Genomic DNA, 15,701 nt, shown 5'->3' on the forward strand with positions numbered 1-15,701 from the left:
TGCGGCCTTTGTTGGTGTTGTCACCAACATTGCAGTTTCGCCTTTACCTTTGTTGGTGTTGTCACCAATATTTGGTCATTTTGCGTTGCCACTAGTTTTGACTGTATTCGCTGCTTCCAGCGCCTGCAATCTGCCTTCGAACGAGCTATTAGAAGTTTTGAGCGCTTCATTCTCTTTCGTCAGCTGCTTAACGGATTCGATCAGGTGCGGAATAAGGCCAATGTAGTTCACGGATTTGAAACCCTTATCATCGGTTTGAACCAGCTCAGGGAAGAGCTTTTCGACTTCCTGCGCAACAAGACCAGTTTGCATCGACTGATCGCGCGCAGGATCGATCCAGTTGTAATTATAACCGGTTAGATCATTTACTTTTCTTAAACTTCCCGAAAGCGGCGACAGATTATATTTCAGGCGGGCGTCAGAAGTAAGGCTCACATTCCCTCTCAAATATGCATTCCCTTGATTATTAACCCACAACTGCCAGGTATCCATAAAGAACCCAACTTCGTCATCCGTTTTCATGCCGACAAATGCCCGTTCGGTGTTTTGGGAATTATCTAAAAAAATACCCGCAGTGGCACCGTCGTGACGTATACGCGGCCTGCCGCCAATGTCAAGAATGCGGGTCGGTTTAAGTACGAATTCTCCTAAACCGAGATTTCCGTTTCTCAGGACTGTCAATGCATTTTTTCTGGCATCAATGGACCCATTGCCTATTTGAAAAATTCGATCGGTTTCCTTGTCTATCGCAGGGTCAGGTTGATCAGAGAAGTTATTGTATAATCCGGCAACAAAGGAAGCCTTCGTCTTTGTCCTGGTAAAATAGCCGAATGCAGTGGACATATCGCCGTATGCCGCAGTATTTACTCCGAAACTGGATGAGTAATATCCTGCCGCCTCCGAATTAAATCCTGTGGCCAGCGAGTAACTTCCAAGAGCTTTTGTATTGCTTCCAAAGGCGGCGCTAACTGCACCGCTTGCCTCTGTTTCTGTGCCAGTGGCAAAGGAATTACTTCCCATTAAATTATCTTCCCATTTCCCAGCAGAGGAATAACCCACCCGGAATGCACCTTTAATCGGGTACCAGATTAGCTTATATCCATCCCCTATTGTCGGAAGAAGATATTTTTGAAGCTTTGGATCATTAGGCGCAGGTGCAATCGGGTCTAATCCTGGTTCTAGCACCATACTCTGAACAACCGGAAGCCCGTGGTTCCAATGCGACGCGGCTTTTGCCTGCAAAGCATAAGGCACGCTCAACAATTGCGTCGTTCCTAAATCCACTAGTGCATTCCCGCCGGTCGGGTCCATTTCCAATTGTATGAATTGTTCCTGCGCCTTCCAGGGTATTTCTTCAAAATTTCCACTTTTGCCAATCCCTTTTCCAATGGCGATCGTGAAAATTCCGTTCTCATTGGTTAGCGGACGATGGTTTTCCTGGTAAACTGCTGGCCCGGTAATATTCTCAGAGTGAATGGTCACGCGAAGGCGGACGACAACGTTTTTCACCAAATTCCCGTCGGCGCCGCGTGCAACTCCCTGAAAACTGAATTGTTCCGGAGCTTGGGCGGCTAGAAACTTGGAGGACAGTAGAATAAGAAGTGATAAAGATACGGATTTCATAAAGTTGCTTTAAGATGGTAAAACTCCACTTGCCACATTGGGAGTCAGACCTAATTAAAGCAAAAACTTCAATCGAATGCTGAAAGTAATTATCCAGCAGTCCGTTTGAAATTTTTAAAGGGAATATATGCAGGATGTTTAGTTGCCCGTTTTTACGCTTTTCATAAAATCAATTATTTCTGAATATCTGCGGTTCCAGGGGTTAAAAAATTGCGTGATCATCGGTATGTGCTTTTTTCCTTCCTGAATGCGATAGGGAGTTGCTGGGGCATATTCCTTTAAAGCTTTGATAAACTTCTCATTACTTTTTGAGATAGAAGGATATGTTTTTCCGCCGCGGTAAATCAGCATCGGCGGCATTTTTTTGTGCAAATGATAAAGTGGCGTTGCTGCCTTCCAGATCTTCGGATCGGTTGTGAAAGTGTTCAGGTAAGTATGCCCTTTTTCTAATTTTTCTTCTGTTAAATAGCCGAACATATCCAATCCGGCCGCATCGATGAGGATTGTTCCGGCCAGCGGATTCGCAATTTTTAGATCCTCAAAATATTGATTGTCAATAGAAACAAGCGCGGCTAAATGCCCGCCCGCAGAATGCCCGGACAGAAATATACGTTCCGGATCTCCACCATATCGACTGATATTTTCCTTCACCCATTTTACAGAATTCGCCGTTGCACGGGCCATATCGCTATAATCTACACCAGAGCCCAGCGGATAATCGATAACCACATAAACGATGCCCTTTTTTGCCCAGTGATTCCCGATGATGTTGTACTGCGATTTTTTGCCCGAATTCCAGTTTCCACCATGTACGAATAGCAGCACGTCGCTGGCTTTTTTATGTTTTTTAGGGGCAAAAATGTTAAGGTGCTGGGCAGTTACAGATTTGTCAGAAGGTTGATATTCAATATGTTTAGAGCGTGAAATGGGCCTGAGGGAGCAAGCGGAGAGCGTGAGTAAAAATGCGCATACAATAATGGTAAGTACAATCAAAGTAACTCTGGCTTCCGATTTCATAAGATAATGTGTCGTTTATAAAGACATACGCACATCGTTCCGCCAGCGATTACTGCTCACTAAATACCTTTACAACCGTGTTACTTTTCCCTTATTCTCAAACCACGTATCCTTCACCGCTCCGGTACCATTGAAACGGATCTGAACACCAACGATGCCGGTCGGCTGATTCTCAAAGTCGAGTGAATAAGCCTTTTCGCCATTCACATAAATGCCCGCTTTCTTATTCACCGTTTCGATGCGAAGCTTTGTCCACTGCGTCAGATCGGCCCCGAATTTGGATAAATCGGCCGCTTTGCTCGTTAAATAACTACCGCAAAATGCAAGCGACAAATCTCCCACGCACGCTTTCGCTGCAAGCGGAATAATGATGATGTCATCTTTGCATTGGATCAAAACCTGCATAGGCTGACAGGCATTTGCACCCTGCGCGAAGTTGTTTTTTACAGTAGTTTCAAATACAAAATTATCACTCATCAAATCCCCCATATCCCGCTGATTGAACAACCGCACCCGCGGCGCTTTCGGGTGGAGCGACAGGTTATAGTTTTTCAAAATGCCCTCATTCACCTCCAAAACGTCATTTTTGACACAATCCTCTTTCTTGAAATAAATTGGCGAAGGTTCATCTTCTGCCAGACTCAGCCAGCCGTCGGTCGTAATCCACAGATCCTGCGTCTTTACGATTTGCTTATCCACAATCAATTTCGCATTAAAAAAGCCGGGATAATAGTAAATCGAAGAATGGTAATTTTTGTCCTTTGGGACCAGCGTTTTCCTGCGGATATCCCAGGTTTGCACAATGAAAACCGAGTCCGTTCTAGCGGCTTTTGCGTCATATTGAAATACGACAGAGTTGGGTACGCCTTCCGTAATTATTTTATCAGCTTTAAAGGAAAACAACTTTGGTTCGAGCTCATTATCAGCAGCTTTAATAGAAAACAATGCGTAACCAGCCAGTAACAGCGGGACCAATGCCAGGAGCCAGTAAAATCTGTTTCTACTTTTCGTGAAAACAGGCGCTGGAACCTCGGCGGGTAGATTAATTTCAGTTTGGGTAAAAAGCTTTTCCTGCCGCTGCCTGAACATTCGCCAATCTTCATACCCTGCAAACCGCGCCAGTGCATTGAGCGTCGTGAGGGTAGGGGCGCTGTCGTATTTCAGCTTGCCCCAAATCCGCTTTAAAGTAGTGCCGCTTAGCCTTACACCCGTTTTTTCGTGAAAAGTGTCACTTAATTTTTCGAAATCATAGTTTGTCCAGTTTGCACTGCTGCCCCAACCGAGCTGCGACTCGATCAATGTTAGGCATTTTTGTAAGTCCTGCTCTTCTCCGTTTTTTGTCATGGCTGGCGGTAAGAATGCATTTGCATTCAAAACCAAAACCATTTGTATCCGAAAACTTACTTCCTATATTCCTGATTTCGTGATCCTGACATGTTTGATCAAAATCTGATACCGCCAAGTAGTTTCTTAATACCATTTGCTTGTTTTTCAACTGCTTTAACACGTTTGTGCAACATTAATTATTTATCGGTTTTGTTAGTCAGCGGTTACTTAGCGATATTCGGGAATCCTAACAAACAGAACCTGCATGGGCGACACGCAACTGGCTGTTTCGAGAAAATCGATACTCAACTTAAAAATAGCAGGCTGGCTGCTGGCGATCTGCTTCATCTGCCTCACCTTCGTTCCCCGCTCTTTTGACCACGTCTTGTTCGTCGACGGGCTGGCTTACGCCGCAATTTCCCGAAATATGGCAATGGGACTTGGCTCATTTTGGGAGCCTTATTTCGCCGATTCCTTTTGGCTTCCTTATAATCGCTGTACTTTCTTCTGCGAACATCCGCCGCTTATGTTTGGAATGGAATCACTCCTTTTTCGCCTTTTTGGAGATAGTCTGGTGGTTGAAAATATCTATAATCTGATCGTTTTAATTGCGAGCGTCCTGCTCATAAGCCTGATTTGGAGGGAGTTATTTAAAAATAATATAGCGGCACAAAAGCAAGCGTGGCTTCCTGTATTAATGTGGTACGGAATACGGGTTGTGTGGTGGAGCGTGCCGAACAATCTGCTGGATACTACAATGGCGGTGTTCTGTTTGTGGTCTTGCTATTTTCAACTAAGAGCATTGCAGTCGCCGCAAATGAAATTTCATTACTGGGTGGCGGCGGGTTTGATGATCATGCTGGCTTGTCTCACGAAAGGTCCGGTCGGGCTCTTCCCGCTGGCGTTTCCGGCGATCTACCTGTTTGTTTACGGGAAGGCGTTTTTCACGAAAGCTGCGTCGGGGTTAGTTGTCACCTCCGTCACATTTTTCATACTCTTGGGTGCGCTTCTCATTTATCAACCGGCAAATTACTTTCTCAAAAATTACTTCGAGGGACAGGTGATGGCGGCGCTTTTACAAAAGCGCGAGCGGGTTACCTCCGGGTGGACAGCCCATTTATATCTGTTAATGCTGCTGCTGGTGAATATCGTGCCTCATTTGCTCATTCTTGGGGGACTTTACCTGTTCAAACTTTTTGCAAAAATCAATATTCCTGCCCCGTCAGACACCCGAAAAGTGCGCGTATTGACAATTCTGGTCGGTATTTCAATTATACTTCCGATGCTTGCCAGTGTGAAGCAAGGTGACTATTACCTGATGCCCGCACTGCCTTTTGTAGGCTTATTTTTCGGTGCCTGCTGCATTGAGCCTTTACTTTTGCTGGCGGACAGATTCAGCATTTTGCCCAAAGTTTTGTTTCCTGCTGCTGCGGTTATGCTGGTCGGGTTAATGGTCTACAAGCTCGGCCACCCCGATTTCGACAGGAATTATGAAGTAGCAAAAGCGCTGAAAGCGAAGGTCCCGGAGCGTTCCAAGGTTTATCTGCCCAAGGAAGTGAGCATGGAATCGGGGATTCACACTGCCTATCAGCGCTATGCAAGACTTTCGATTGCATTTGACACTACCGACACCGATTACCTGCTTTTCGAAAAAGGCGGTACCAATCTCCTGGATTCCATCTCAAAAAATCATTCCTACGAGATTCTCGACCTCGGGAATGAAGCCACGCTGGCCATTAAAAAAGCGCGGCGCTGATTTTGGCTTGATATTTGAGTCGGTCATTGTTTCAAAACGACTTACATGGAGCTGGCCAAAAAATATTCTTCCCGATTCTCTGTACCCGTTTTGACGGTGCTTCTGCTTTTGTCGTTTTCCAATGTAAATGCACAGCGGGAACGTCTGATCGACCATAATGCGATTGGCTGGTTTGTCTACAATGGCGATCATAAACTGAGCGAAAAGTGGGAGTTGCATACGGAGTATCAGTGGCGGCGCATTGATTTCGTTCGGATTTGGCAGCAGTCTCTGGCACGCGTCGGCGCTAATTTCATTTTTTCTGAAAAAGTTAGAATTGGGGCTGGCTACACTTTTTTTCAAACTTTTCCCTACGGTTCCTATCCGCAGGCCGATCTGGGGAAATCCTATCCAGAGCATCGGTTGCACCAGGATATTTCGCTAGAAGAAACTTACGGAAAACTGGCATTAACGCACCGTTTCCGGCTGGAACAACGCTGGGTTTCGGAGTTGGACGAGACAAATCCTTCAAAAGTGGATAAGTGGCCATTTCAGAACCGGATCCGCTATCAGATCGACGGAAGTTTCGCGTTAAAAGGTCAAACAATAGACGATAGGGAGTTCTATATCAATGCTTTTGATGAAATATTTATAGGTTTTGGAAAGCATGTAGGTGAAAATGTTTTTAACCAAAACCGCATTTCACTTGGCCTGGGTTATCAGGTTTTCGACGGACTGCAGATTGAACTGAATTACCTGAACCAGATTGTCCAGCATGCGGACAATGATCCAATTTCCGGCAGGCCGGTTTTTGAAATAAATAACGGTTTCAGGCTGAATATCAACCATTCTCTTGATTTCAGCAGAAATTAAAACCGATTAGTTTTTGTTCAACTGCGGCTTCATTAAGGAATATCAAATGAACGTCCATGAACTTCTTTGCAAAACACCGCCTCTCCATTCTTTTATATTTCACAATTTTCGTCGGTAACGTAGCTGCCGCTTCAAATTTCAATGCTTTTACAAAATCAGATTCAATTCCAAAACGGGAAAATCTGAATGGGAGCGACGTAGTGCCGGTTCTGACTTTTCCGGGCATTACGCAGGCGGATTTTCAGGATGCATTCAATGTACTGAACGAATGTCTGGTGATGGATCCCGGTTTTGGGTTCAAATATCCATTTATCGCCCCGGGCGGGCATTATGGACAATGCTGGTGGCAACTCGATGGTTCGATCAGTTTGCAGGCAACGAAATGGGTAAACCAGACATTTTCCGAAAATATGGTCCGCGGCTTCGCGGGAGTGCAGAAACCCGACGGTCGGGTACCGCTATACGGTCATGATAAGGTCCCGAACTATCCTACTTGCAGCTCGCTGCCCAAGTTGTTCGAGGCGGCTTACGATGTACTTAAACATTCCGGGGACAAAAAGCTGGTTGCTGAAACTTACAAAACTCTCAAACTGTACCTCGACTGGTGGTTTTCCGACGCCCGCCTCGACAAGGAAAGCGGCCTGATCACAGGCGTATTTGAAGAATCCTTTCCGCCATTTGAAAACAGATTGAAAGACGTCGCACAGGTGGATCTGAATGTAGAAATTGTGGCGGGCTGTCAGGTTGTAGCAGGTCTGGCGAAGGAATTGGGGTCAAAAGCGGATGTTGTAAAATATGCAAGGCTTGGTGAAGAATTAAAGCAAAGTATTAATAAATACATGTGGAATGAGGCTACGGGCGCATATTATGCCTATTTGGTAAATGAAAAAAAGCTAGACGATAAGCTGATCTGTTACACATTTGATCCCCTTCGCTTCGGTATCGCGCCGGCTGACAGGATTCCCGCGATGATCCGCATGCTGACCGACCACAAATATTTTAACTGGGAAGGCAATGCAATCACCAGCGTTGCCAAAACCGACCCGCTTTACAACGAAACGGTAGGCGACTATAACGGAAACCCAGCCTGGTCGGGCGATATCTGGACACTTCGGAACCAGGTGGTGATTGAAGGATTGGAAGATAGCGGAAGATTTGACCTTGCTTCGGAGCTGAGCTTAAAAACGGTGCAGATGTTCAACTCAAACTACACCGAATTTCTGAAAACCTCCGACGCCAGCGGCCAGGGCGTAAAAAGATACGCATGGAGCGCCGCGCAGTACATTCAGATATTGACGGAAAACATATTTGGTATTGAATACAACAGATTTACAAAAACGATCACCATTAAGCCAAACCTGCCGAAAGCATTACTCGGTCAGGATATTGCGTTGGAAAAATTGCTCCTGCCGGACGGTAACCGGCTGAATGTATATGTTTCGAGTCAAGCAGGTTCGGTGAAGGTTAGATATACTATCGCGGGTGCTCGAAATGATATGGAAGTGGTCGTAAGCCTGGCCGGGCATAAAAAGTCAGTCCGGAACAACAGCTTTACTTTCATGATTGATTAGTTAAATATGAAGTAAAAACACTGGTATTCAAGAACCGCTTTTGGAACAGTTTCCGCCCATCCCGCCGGAGACTAACAGATAGTTTCTGCTTTCTTCCGCCGACCTCAGTGTCCTCTGTAACATGTTCATTCTGGTCACGGCAGCTTTCACATTCCTTGGGCAGTTATTTCCTTTGGAATTTTTTCAAATCAATTTTGCAGGTAAAGTCGCGCCGCAAAATCCATGGCATTCCAATACGCTGGAATGGACTACGCCAGTAAATCCTGGACACGGTTACTGGCCTGGAAAGCTGCCCGTCGTTTATCCAGCACGAACTGCTACTGAATTACATTAATTTCCGACGATCTGATCAAAATTTGCTGTTGCTGAAACTGCATTTCCAAATCCGCTTTATACGATTTCCAAAAATCCAGGTCCAGTTCTTGCGCCATTACTTCATAGATGACCATTTCGTCATGTACTGCTTCATTACCTTCCTTCCACAAGCCGGTAGCCGGGGCCCGCTGGTAAATCGTTACCCCGCCGAAGCGGCCAGTTAACTTTTCTTTTAACTGGTCAAAAAAACGCTGCTCAAACCTGCTTCCGGCCTGGTCATAAATCGGAATAAACACTTGTATTAACTGCATCTCTTAAAACAGATAAGTTACCTTCGTTTCCTCGCTATTTAGCTCTGAAAATATGCGAACTTCAGCGATAAATCGCATATTTATTCCAACATAAATTGCTGGATTTATCGAAAAGGCTTAAATTACCTTGTAATCTACCACTGTAATCGTCGATGATACTTTTTACATCACCGACACTTTACTGATATCAAACCATCACATTTCCGACCGCAGGCAGACACCGGGTGGCTATTAAACCAACCGGCTCCATCCCGTTTCACCGAATCTCTTTTAGGATTTTGGGAGGGCTTGACACCATACTTATTTATGAGAATGAGTAAGTGTCAAAAAACGGCGCAACCATTCGATAACTATTGCAACTTTTATTGCGACCAAAGAAAAAAGCACCTAGCAAATTAATGCTAAGTGCTTTCCAAGCGGCGGACCGCATTTTCAGGCTCCCGAAGTTGGGCTCGAACCAACGACCCTCTGATTAACAGTCAGATAAAATACGCCTTTTTTTGTTTTCACCTATTTTTCGATATTTATATAATTACTTTATTTTCAATTTATTAGAAAATTAATTTTCGGATTTATTTGGTGATGTCTTTCGATGTTTTTTAATTTACTATTGCAAGTTTATTGCAACTAGAACGAAATGACCAACAATCATGAGCGCTACAACGGTAAATTTATTCCTCGACAAAAGAGCTTCAAAAGGTGATGAAGGTGTGGTAAAATGGTTGGTTTCTCACGAAGGGAAACAACGACTTTTTACCACTGGTCTGAAAATCTCAGAGCAGGACTGGGACTTTCTCAAAAAGCACAAATCCGGTATGCCCGGACAAATAAAAAACGACTACCGAAGGAAGTTATGGAACAAGTTGTTCGGAAGTACGTATGAGGAAGAGTATACCGGCAAGGAAGTCGAAAGCTATCTGGGTAGAGCCAGGACAATTGTGGGCAAACTAGAGGACGACTTCAGCTTTGAGCGATTCGCATATGAGGTAAGTATGTTTGGCCAGGAATCGAAACCTAGCAAGGAGACCAGGGATAAAAACAATGTCATTCAGGCTCTCACTTTGAAAGCAAACGACATGAACAAGGAAGGTCGGATTGGAAATGCATTAAGCTACACTTCAACGTCCACCTCATTACTACGTTTTCTCGAGTCTCTCACCGAAAAGCAACGTCAGGAATTGCTGAACCTTCCGCCCCTCCCAATCAACGAGGCGAAGAAAAAGGAGATTGTACTCCGCTTTGAATATCTGACTTCAGCGTTTTTGACCAGTTATGAGAAATGGATGCTCAAACATGGTCGAAAACGTAGGGGACCAAAAGGAAGCTCATCCCCCGCTACACTGACAACCGTTGGCATCTATTGCCGGCACATCAGATCTGTTTGTAATGACGCCATTGACGCGGGCATTATGAATAGAGAGTTATACCCTTTTGGCAAGAGAAGGTATATGATACCGGCTGGCAGCAATACCAAAAAAGCACTCAGCAAGGATGACGTACTAAAAATCATAGCGCATAAATGCAATCCAGGATTCGAACAGCGAAGCCGTGATCTATGGGTTTTTTCCTATTTATGTAATGGGATGAACATGAATGACATTTGTCGTGTTCGCTGGCAGGATATAGAGGGCGACCGATTAACCTTTATCCGCCAAAAGACTGCTCGCTCAACCAGGGGTAACCAAAACACGATCAAGGTCACCTTATTCAAAGAAACTTTTGACATTATTGAACGCTGGGGGGTAAAGAGCAAAAACCCGAAGGATTATGTCTTCCCATTTTTGGAGCACGATATGACACCAGAAAGACAAAAAACCGTAATCAATCAGGTGGTGAAAATCACAAATCAATACATGAGGGACATTGCGGCCGCTAATGAAATCACCGGAGACGTTAATACATACAGCGCCAGACATTCCTTCGCAACGATCCTTCTCCAATCAGAAGCACCACTTGCTTTCATTAGCCAATCGCTCGGCCACACTTCAATTTCAACGACGGAAAGCTATTTAGGCAGTTTTGACGATGAAAAAACTAAGAATTATCTCAGCGCGCTGTTGTAGTTTCTGGTCCTGAACATCGTCTAGATAGCCAGTAATGAAATTTCTAAGCATGGAACACTTCAAGGAATATTTCACATTCTTACAAAAATTTGACCTTCGCCTTTCTGAAATCAGGGACAAGCGTGAACCTGCGGAACTCGGCCCAGTCTTCAAATCAGGATATGATATTACCCATCAGACGCCGCATTTCTCATTGCAGTTTGCAAAGCATCTGCAAATCTTGAAGGATCTCGCAGTCATTGACATTATAGGCGCAGACCCAGGGAGGCGAAAAGCATATTTGGATCAGACGAAGAAGCTTTTATTCCTATTCAACAGGTACTGGGAAAATTACTTCCGTCATAGCCCGGCGAATGGAGAAAACTTCCAGGACAACTTTCTGCTTGTTATCGAGTTTGCAGAGATCTTCTACAATGATCTTCTGGAGCCTAGGAAGACAGACGCGATTATCACTCCAGAATTTGTTGAAGACCTTTGCGATTCAATTAGGGAAAGAGAAGAAAGCTTGGCCGAGTTTATCACAGAAATCACTGCGCTTGAAAAAATGCAGGAGAAAACCTTCGACGCAGAACAGGAAACTGATGGTGAACCGCTGCCAATCCGTATTCGCCGCTACCCGGTATTTGTTGAGGGTGTAGCCGAGCAGTTTTTCAAAATATTTAAGGAATATTTTGATGAAAAAGATCAGCTGCTGTTATTCTCGCTGCTAACCAACAACGTTTATCCGAAAGGGAAACTGCTTTTCAACAGTAACGGTAACCAGCTCGCAGATGCATTCAAGCAGTTGATTGAGGCTAATTTGATCGTTTCTTGTAACAAGGCAGAACTTGAAAGTTGGATCATTGAACATTTCCAATACGTGTCGAATTCCCAAGTGAAATCCTTCACGGCTGGCTATCTCAATGGAATTATATCGTCAGATGTTAAAATTTGCAAGTCACCAATTTTGATTGTGAACAGAAAAGGAACCGGAGAGCCCGCTTTGGCTGCTATTGGCAGAAATAAGAAGGGAAGTGATAGCTCAATGTAAAGTATTGCGGAAAGTCATACTGTGATCCTGGTTCACCGGCAAATAGTCTATCGGTGGATTGAAACACATGCCGAATATGATAAGATTGATGCTAATACCGTGTAAATCATATTATTGTTCAAACAATTCAAGCAATGAGTACAGTAACTGTAACCCCAATAAAAACGGCATTAGACTATCAAAATGCCCTTCGGCGCATTGATGAATTACTTATTCTTAATCCAGCCCCTCATTCTGAATTGGACGATGAACTTGATGTCATAAGCACTTTGGTGCATGCTTATGAACAAACGCACAATCCTATAATTTATCCGGATCCAATTGACGCAATTAAATAACTAATGGAAGAAAATGGCTGGAAAAATAAAGATTTGGAGCAATTCATCGGCCCCAAGTCAAGAGTATCTGAAATACTTAACCGTAAGCGGTACTTTACCTTACAGCAAATCCATAACCTTCACAAGCACTTAGGGTTACCCCTGGAAATTTTTATAAATGAGAAGATGCCGTATGCAGCATAGCAGAGCGGCGATGAAAATACTATTTCCTCTGTTTAAGAAAAGTGTCGCACAAACTCAGTGAAGTGGTTACAGGTGACGGATTGATTCCTGGGATAACGAAATGATACACTTTTTGGATCTTTCTAAAGGGTCAGATCACGGCCAGCACCCGTCGCAGGAAAGGGAGGTTATCTGCTACAGGCTACAGCCGGTTACTAAGTAAATCTAGGTGCTGCAACCATTTGATCAAAAACCGTTTCTTAACAAAAAACATTAAACCAGATGTTATGAAAACCATTATATATCTGACAATTTGTTGCCTGTTGCTGGCATGCAATAAAGAAGAACCAAGAAGCGAATGGAAGACATTCGATTTTGACACATTCACACTAGAAGCACCTTCAAAATGGAAAGAATTCAGCGCCCAGGGCTACGATTCTAAGGTGGGAGGCATTACCGATGGCAAGGATACTCTGGCTTACGATTATGGTATGTATTCGTATAGATTTACTGCTGAAACCGCACAAACGCATATCATTACAGAAGGTAATCGGGATGGGTACCCAATAAAGATGGTGAAGCCAAGAAAACCTGGCGAAGGCTTGATTGGGATCTATTATAATTTGGGGGTAATTAGATTGACGCTTTTCGGCAGAAGCAGTAGTGAAAATACGTTCATGCAGATTATAGAATCGGTGAAAATTAAGTAGAACTCCTATTGGAAGTGGCCTGGCCGTTGCCGAAAGGTGTGCAGGAAACAGGCGTTTATTAAGACAAGATGAATCATTCCAACGATTCTGGTCCATGAGGGTCTTCATAAAAACTTATCCGATGAAAAGATTTATTGCGTTACTCTTATTTGTTGTCCTTATTGACGCATGTCGCAAGTCTGATGAAATTCGTCCTGGAGAAGTGGAAGCGGTTCTGGTTGGGTTTCACGATGACACATACAATCCATGTGCAGGTTGGATATTCGATTTTGGGTCTCATCAGCGTCCTGCTCTTGCGGTACCTGAAGACTTTAGGAATCAAAAAGGTTTGAAAGTTTGGGTTAAATATGAATCTGATACCACTAGAAGCAAAATACACGCCTGCAATTTTATAAAGATCGGATCTATCCGGAAACGCCGCTGACCTAGATAGCTACACTCCTCTCTTGATGCCAAATTCAAAGGAAGGTGAGAATTTACTAAGGACTTGAAAATCCATGCAATAATCTAGCTATTTACGCACTTTTCTGCCTGATTTTGGTCGGCCGCTAGGCCGGCGCACAGTTTCGTAAGAGAGGTTATGAAAGGTTACGCGATAGTAAGGGTGCGATCGTAGGAAGGCTTATAACCCTAAACTTGAGTAAATGACGGCCTCTTTTGTTTTTGCTAGGTTGGGAAGTTTACCAGCTTGATCATTTGCTTCACAGTTGACCGAATTCCCGTTACAGTCAAACAGGTAAAATGCAATTCCGCCGCTACCCATCCCGAAATTAGTGTACACCACTGGTTGACCTTGGTACTTAATCAGGGAAACAATGCCTATGTAATTGCCTTTGTGAGTCTTGTTAGTGCGATCTTCTTCGGCTTTGCGAAGCATATCAGATAACCACACCATCGAATCTTGATTGCACAATTCCTGAGCTCTTTTAAGAGCGCTTTGAATATCATGACCCCTTATCGGGTCTTCTATTGGACCTTCATTAGTGCAATTTGTTGCCAAAAACAAAATGACCGTTAAGGATGCTGAGAAAATGGCTTTTGATAGATTTTTCATCGCTTTTTTATTCTCGATTGCGTATTGAAGTAATGTTGATCCACCGTCCCCACACTTTAAGCCCGTCACTTTCATCTTTTTTAAACCGAATCCAAACAGGCGTAGATTCCTTGTTATAAGGTGCAGCAACATCGGCTCGGTACCGGACCGAATCAATTTGAACGAACCAGCCACCACAAGCACCGCACATTGTATAATCCCTTTGTATAATAACAGCAGCCCTTTCAGGCTCCACGTCCGAGCAGCCTGATAAGCTCCCTGCTGCTATCAGAATGCTCACATAAATCAGAATGGTCTTTTTCATATTGCCAACGGTTTGTAAAGCAAAGACCATATTTGACTTAAATGGTTGCAAACCTATCCATACAAGCTAGTTATATGAAAAAAGAGATGGATCGCCATCATCGAATAACCGACCAAGGTTAAACATATCTGCTGCGCCCCTCAAAAGCAAGTTACAAAAAGTGCCAAGTCCTTCCACTATTGAAGAACTTTCCAAAAACTGCCTTCACCCTTGTTCTGTGTTTAATCACAGTTCAAAAAATTGGTTATCACATTACAAATGGTCATTTAAACAGGGCTTTTTCAATTTGTCTGACAAGGCTATCCCGATCTACGTATATCGGTTAGAAACAGACATAAATGTTTCAAGCAATTATCTTGTGATCTATACATGCAGAAGCAGAGCCATTTTCATTAGATTCAATTTAACCCATGGTTGGCATGTCAAGGCTACTGGCCTCATTCCGGGCCATTGGTTCCTATGTCAACCGTTTCGCTTAGGAACGGTGGTAATTGTCATAAATATCCGACGTTTCGTGAGATAAATTCTTTCCGATTGTATTAGGGAATTTTTCTAATTGCAGTCACTTTGAGGAGCGGCTGCGGTGGAATTAGTGTCGGTCCCATGAAACATGGCATTCTCATTTCGCCGTTCATAATATAGTCTGGTTTTAGTTCATTTGCGCTTTCTGCCAAAGTATCGAGCCGTGTACAGAGTACATAAGAGTTCACAAGACGATTGTCATCTGCAAAAGTATTTATACCGCCGTTCACGTAGCTTACGCGCACATCTTTTATAGCTGTGTACTGTTTAGATGCGCAGCCGCAATCTCCTTCGGGCGTCTTGTCCTTACAAGAGGCTAACAAAAGAAAGGAGAATGCTAGGCAGATATGTATGTGCTTCATGAACAAATATTTAAGACAGGTAAACTCCCAATAGAGACAATCTTTATAGTCGACTGGTTGGAAAATGCAGTTCGCTTCGTTTTATCCATAACGGAGACTTGAACTTACCATGAATTCTATCTGCTTTTCCCAGGACATTCGCCAGCGGTAAAAGTTTCTATGCCGTGAGCGCGAGCTTCACAGTCATTACTATATGTCTTTCTATTGCAGCCGCAAACCGGATTGTAAACCGCATAGCACCCAGAATTGTCTCTTGGTTTCTCGGCGCAATTCCGGTCTAGATCCTTTTCGCTACATCCTATTATGATTAATAGAAGTAGATGATGCAATTTGAGATTCATACTCTATTTCATTTAATCGTTAAAATATTAAAAATAGACGCTTG

The 15,701-nt window shown here is 43.8% G+C and carries 15 protein-coding genes; 8 read left to right on the plus strand and 7 right to left on the minus strand.

What is annotated here, in order from left to right:
- Positions 1-75: 75 nt before the first annotated feature.
- The 3 genes from LZG94_RS25525 to LZG94_RS25535 form a co-directional block, all read right to left on the minus strand.
- A complete protein-coding gene (locus LZG94_RS25525) occupies positions 76-1,623 on the minus strand; it encodes a tail fiber domain-containing protein (protein ID WP_233794490.1) in 1,548 nt (515 codons plus the stop codon).
- A gap of 138 nt (positions 1,624-1,761) precedes the next feature.
- On the minus strand, positions 1,762-2,640 hold the full coding sequence (locus tag LZG94_RS25530) for an alpha/beta hydrolase (RefSeq protein ID WP_233794491.1): 879 nt from the start codon (positions 2,638-2,640) through the stop codon (positions 1,762-1,764).
- 69 nt (positions 2,641-2,709) lie between these two features.
- A complete protein-coding gene (locus LZG94_RS25535; protein WP_233794492.1) occupies positions 2,710-3,984 on the minus strand; it encodes a hypothetical protein in 1,275 nt (424 codons plus the stop codon).
- A 247-nt stretch (positions 3,985-4,231) separates the two neighbouring features.
- On the opposite strand from LZG94_RS25535, the gene LZG94_RS25540 reads away from it, so the two are divergent.
- The 3 genes from LZG94_RS25540 to LZG94_RS25550 are packed head-to-tail and all read left to right on the plus strand — an operon-like array spanning position 4,232 to position 8,145.
- Positions 4,232-5,722, plus strand: coding sequence for a glycosyltransferase family 39 protein (locus tag LZG94_RS25540; protein WP_233794493.1), 1,491 nt, complete (start codon positions 4,232-4,234; stop codon positions 5,720-5,722).
- A gap of 45 nt (positions 5,723-5,767) precedes the next feature.
- Positions 5,768-6,574 (plus strand): DUF2490 domain-containing protein, encoded by an 807-nt coding sequence (locus tag LZG94_RS25545; protein ID WP_233794494.1) that lies wholly within the window; start codon positions 5,768-5,770, stop codon positions 6,572-6,574.
- Between the two features lie 56 nt (positions 6,575-6,630).
- Positions 6,631-8,145: an alpha,alpha-trehalase gene (locus tag LZG94_RS25550; protein ID WP_233794495.1), complete on the plus strand. Its 1,515-nt coding sequence runs from the start codon at positions 6,631-6,633 to the stop codon at positions 8,143-8,145.
- A 317-nt stretch (positions 8,146-8,462) separates the two neighbouring features.
- Here LZG94_RS25550 and LZG94_RS25555 read toward each other — a convergent pair whose 3' ends face one another.
- Positions 8,463-8,771 (minus strand): hypothetical protein, encoded by a 309-nt coding sequence (locus LZG94_RS25555; RefSeq protein WP_233794496.1) that lies wholly within the window; start codon positions 8,769-8,771, stop codon positions 8,463-8,465.
- Positions 8,772-9,421: 650 nt separating this feature from the next.
- Here LZG94_RS25555 and LZG94_RS25560 point away from each other — a divergent pair.
- The 5 genes from LZG94_RS25560 to LZG94_RS25580 all read left to right on the plus strand — a co-directional run bounded on the left by LZG94_RS25560 (position 9,422) and on the right by LZG94_RS25580 (position 13,498).
- Complete coding sequence (locus tag LZG94_RS25560) at positions 9,422-10,834, plus strand: tyrosine-type recombinase/integrase (protein WP_233794497.1); 1,413 nt, start codon at positions 9,422-9,424, stop codon at positions 10,832-10,834.
- A gap of 34 nt (positions 10,835-10,868) precedes the next feature.
- Entirely contained in the window at positions 10,869-11,864 is a 996-nt protein-coding gene (locus LZG94_RS25565) for a hypothetical protein (RefSeq protein ID WP_233794498.1), read from the plus strand.
- Between the two features lie 134 nt (positions 11,865-11,998).
- A complete protein-coding gene (locus LZG94_RS25570) occupies positions 11,999-12,202 on the plus strand; it encodes a hypothetical protein (protein WP_233794499.1) in 204 nt (67 codons plus the stop codon).
- A gap of 449 nt (positions 12,203-12,651) precedes the next feature.
- On the plus strand, positions 12,652-13,074 hold the full coding sequence (locus LZG94_RS25575; protein WP_233794500.1) for a hypothetical protein: 423 nt from the start codon (positions 12,652-12,654) through the stop codon (positions 13,072-13,074).
- 121 nt (positions 13,075-13,195) lie between these two features.
- Positions 13,196-13,498 (plus strand): hypothetical protein, encoded by a 303-nt coding sequence (locus LZG94_RS25580; protein ID WP_233794501.1) that lies wholly within the window; start codon positions 13,196-13,198, stop codon positions 13,496-13,498.
- Between the two features lie 198 nt (positions 13,499-13,696).
- Here the strand turns inward: LZG94_RS25580 and LZG94_RS25585 are convergent, their stop codons facing one another.
- From LZG94_RS25585 to LZG94_RS26635, 3 genes are all read right to left on the minus strand, one after another.
- Positions 13,697-14,128 carry a hypothetical protein gene (locus tag LZG94_RS25585; RefSeq protein WP_233794502.1) on the minus strand — a complete coding sequence of 144 codons (432 nt, stop codon included), beginning with the start codon at positions 14,126-14,128 and terminating at the stop codon, positions 13,697-13,699.
- Positions 14,129-14,135: 7 nt separating this feature from the next.
- Positions 14,136-14,432 (minus strand): hypothetical protein, encoded by a 297-nt coding sequence (locus tag LZG94_RS25590; RefSeq protein WP_233794503.1) that lies wholly within the window; start codon positions 14,430-14,432, stop codon positions 14,136-14,138.
- A gap of 1,000 nt (positions 14,433-15,432) precedes the next feature.
- On the minus strand, positions 15,433-15,657 hold the full coding sequence (locus LZG94_RS26635) for a Kazal-type serine protease inhibitor (protein ID WP_233794504.1): 225 nt from the start codon (positions 15,655-15,657) through the stop codon (positions 15,433-15,435).
- Between the last annotated feature and the right edge of the window lie 44 nt (positions 15,658-15,701).

It is taken from the genome of Dyadobacter sp. CY343, from assembly GCF_021390335.1.
Classification (GTDB): domain Bacteria; phylum Bacteroidota; class Bacteroidia; order Cytophagales; family Spirosomataceae; genus Dyadobacter.

Bases quoted from the DNA above. Each gene is read 5' to 3' on its own strand.
- LZG94_RS25525 (WP_233794490.1), bottom strand. From the start codon at position 1,623: ATGAAATCCGTATCTTTATCACTTCTTATTCTACTGTCCTCCAAGTTT.
- LZG94_RS25530 (WP_233794491.1), bottom strand. From the start codon at position 2,640: ATGAAATCGGAAGCCAGAGTTACTTTGATTGTACTTACCATTATTGTA.
- LZG94_RS25535 (WP_233794492.1), bottom strand. From the start codon at position 3,984: ATGACAAAAAACGGAGAAGAGCAGGACTTACAAAAATGCCTAACATTG.
- LZG94_RS25540 (WP_233794493.1), top strand. From the start codon at position 4,232: ATGGGCGACACGCAACTGGCTGTTTCGAGAAAATCGATACTCAACTTA.
- LZG94_RS25545 (WP_233794494.1), top strand. From the start codon at position 5,768: ATGGAGCTGGCCAAAAAATATTCTTCCCGATTCTCTGTACCCGTTTTG.
- LZG94_RS25550 (WP_233794495.1), top strand. From the start codon at position 6,631: ATGAACTTCTTTGCAAAACACCGCCTCTCCATTCTTTTATATTTCACA.
- LZG94_RS25555 (WP_233794496.1), bottom strand. From the start codon at position 8,771: ATGCAGTTAATACAAGTGTTTATTCCGATTTATGACCAGGCCGGAAGC.
- LZG94_RS25560 (WP_233794497.1), top strand. From the start codon at position 9,422: ATGAGCGCTACAACGGTAAATTTATTCCTCGACAAAAGAGCTTCAAAA.
- LZG94_RS25565 (WP_233794498.1), top strand. From the start codon at position 10,869: ATGAAATTTCTAAGCATGGAACACTTCAAGGAATATTTCACATTCTTA.
- LZG94_RS25570 (WP_233794499.1), top strand. From the start codon at position 11,999: ATGAGTACAGTAACTGTAACCCCAATAAAAACGGCATTAGACTATCAA.
- LZG94_RS25575 (WP_233794500.1), top strand. From the start codon at position 12,652: ATGAAAACCATTATATATCTGACAATTTGTTGCCTGTTGCTGGCATGC.
- LZG94_RS25580 (WP_233794501.1), top strand. From the start codon at position 13,196: ATGAAAAGATTTATTGCGTTACTCTTATTTGTTGTCCTTATTGACGCA.
- LZG94_RS25585 (WP_233794502.1), bottom strand. From the start codon at position 14,128: ATGAAAAATCTATCAAAAGCCATTTTCTCAGCATCCTTAACGGTCATT.
- LZG94_RS25590 (WP_233794503.1), bottom strand. From the start codon at position 14,432: ATGAAAAAGACCATTCTGATTTATGTGAGCATTCTGATAGCAGCAGGG.
- LZG94_RS26635 (WP_233794504.1), bottom strand. From the start codon at position 15,657: ATGAATCTCAAATTGCATCATCTACTTCTATTAATCATAATAGGATGT.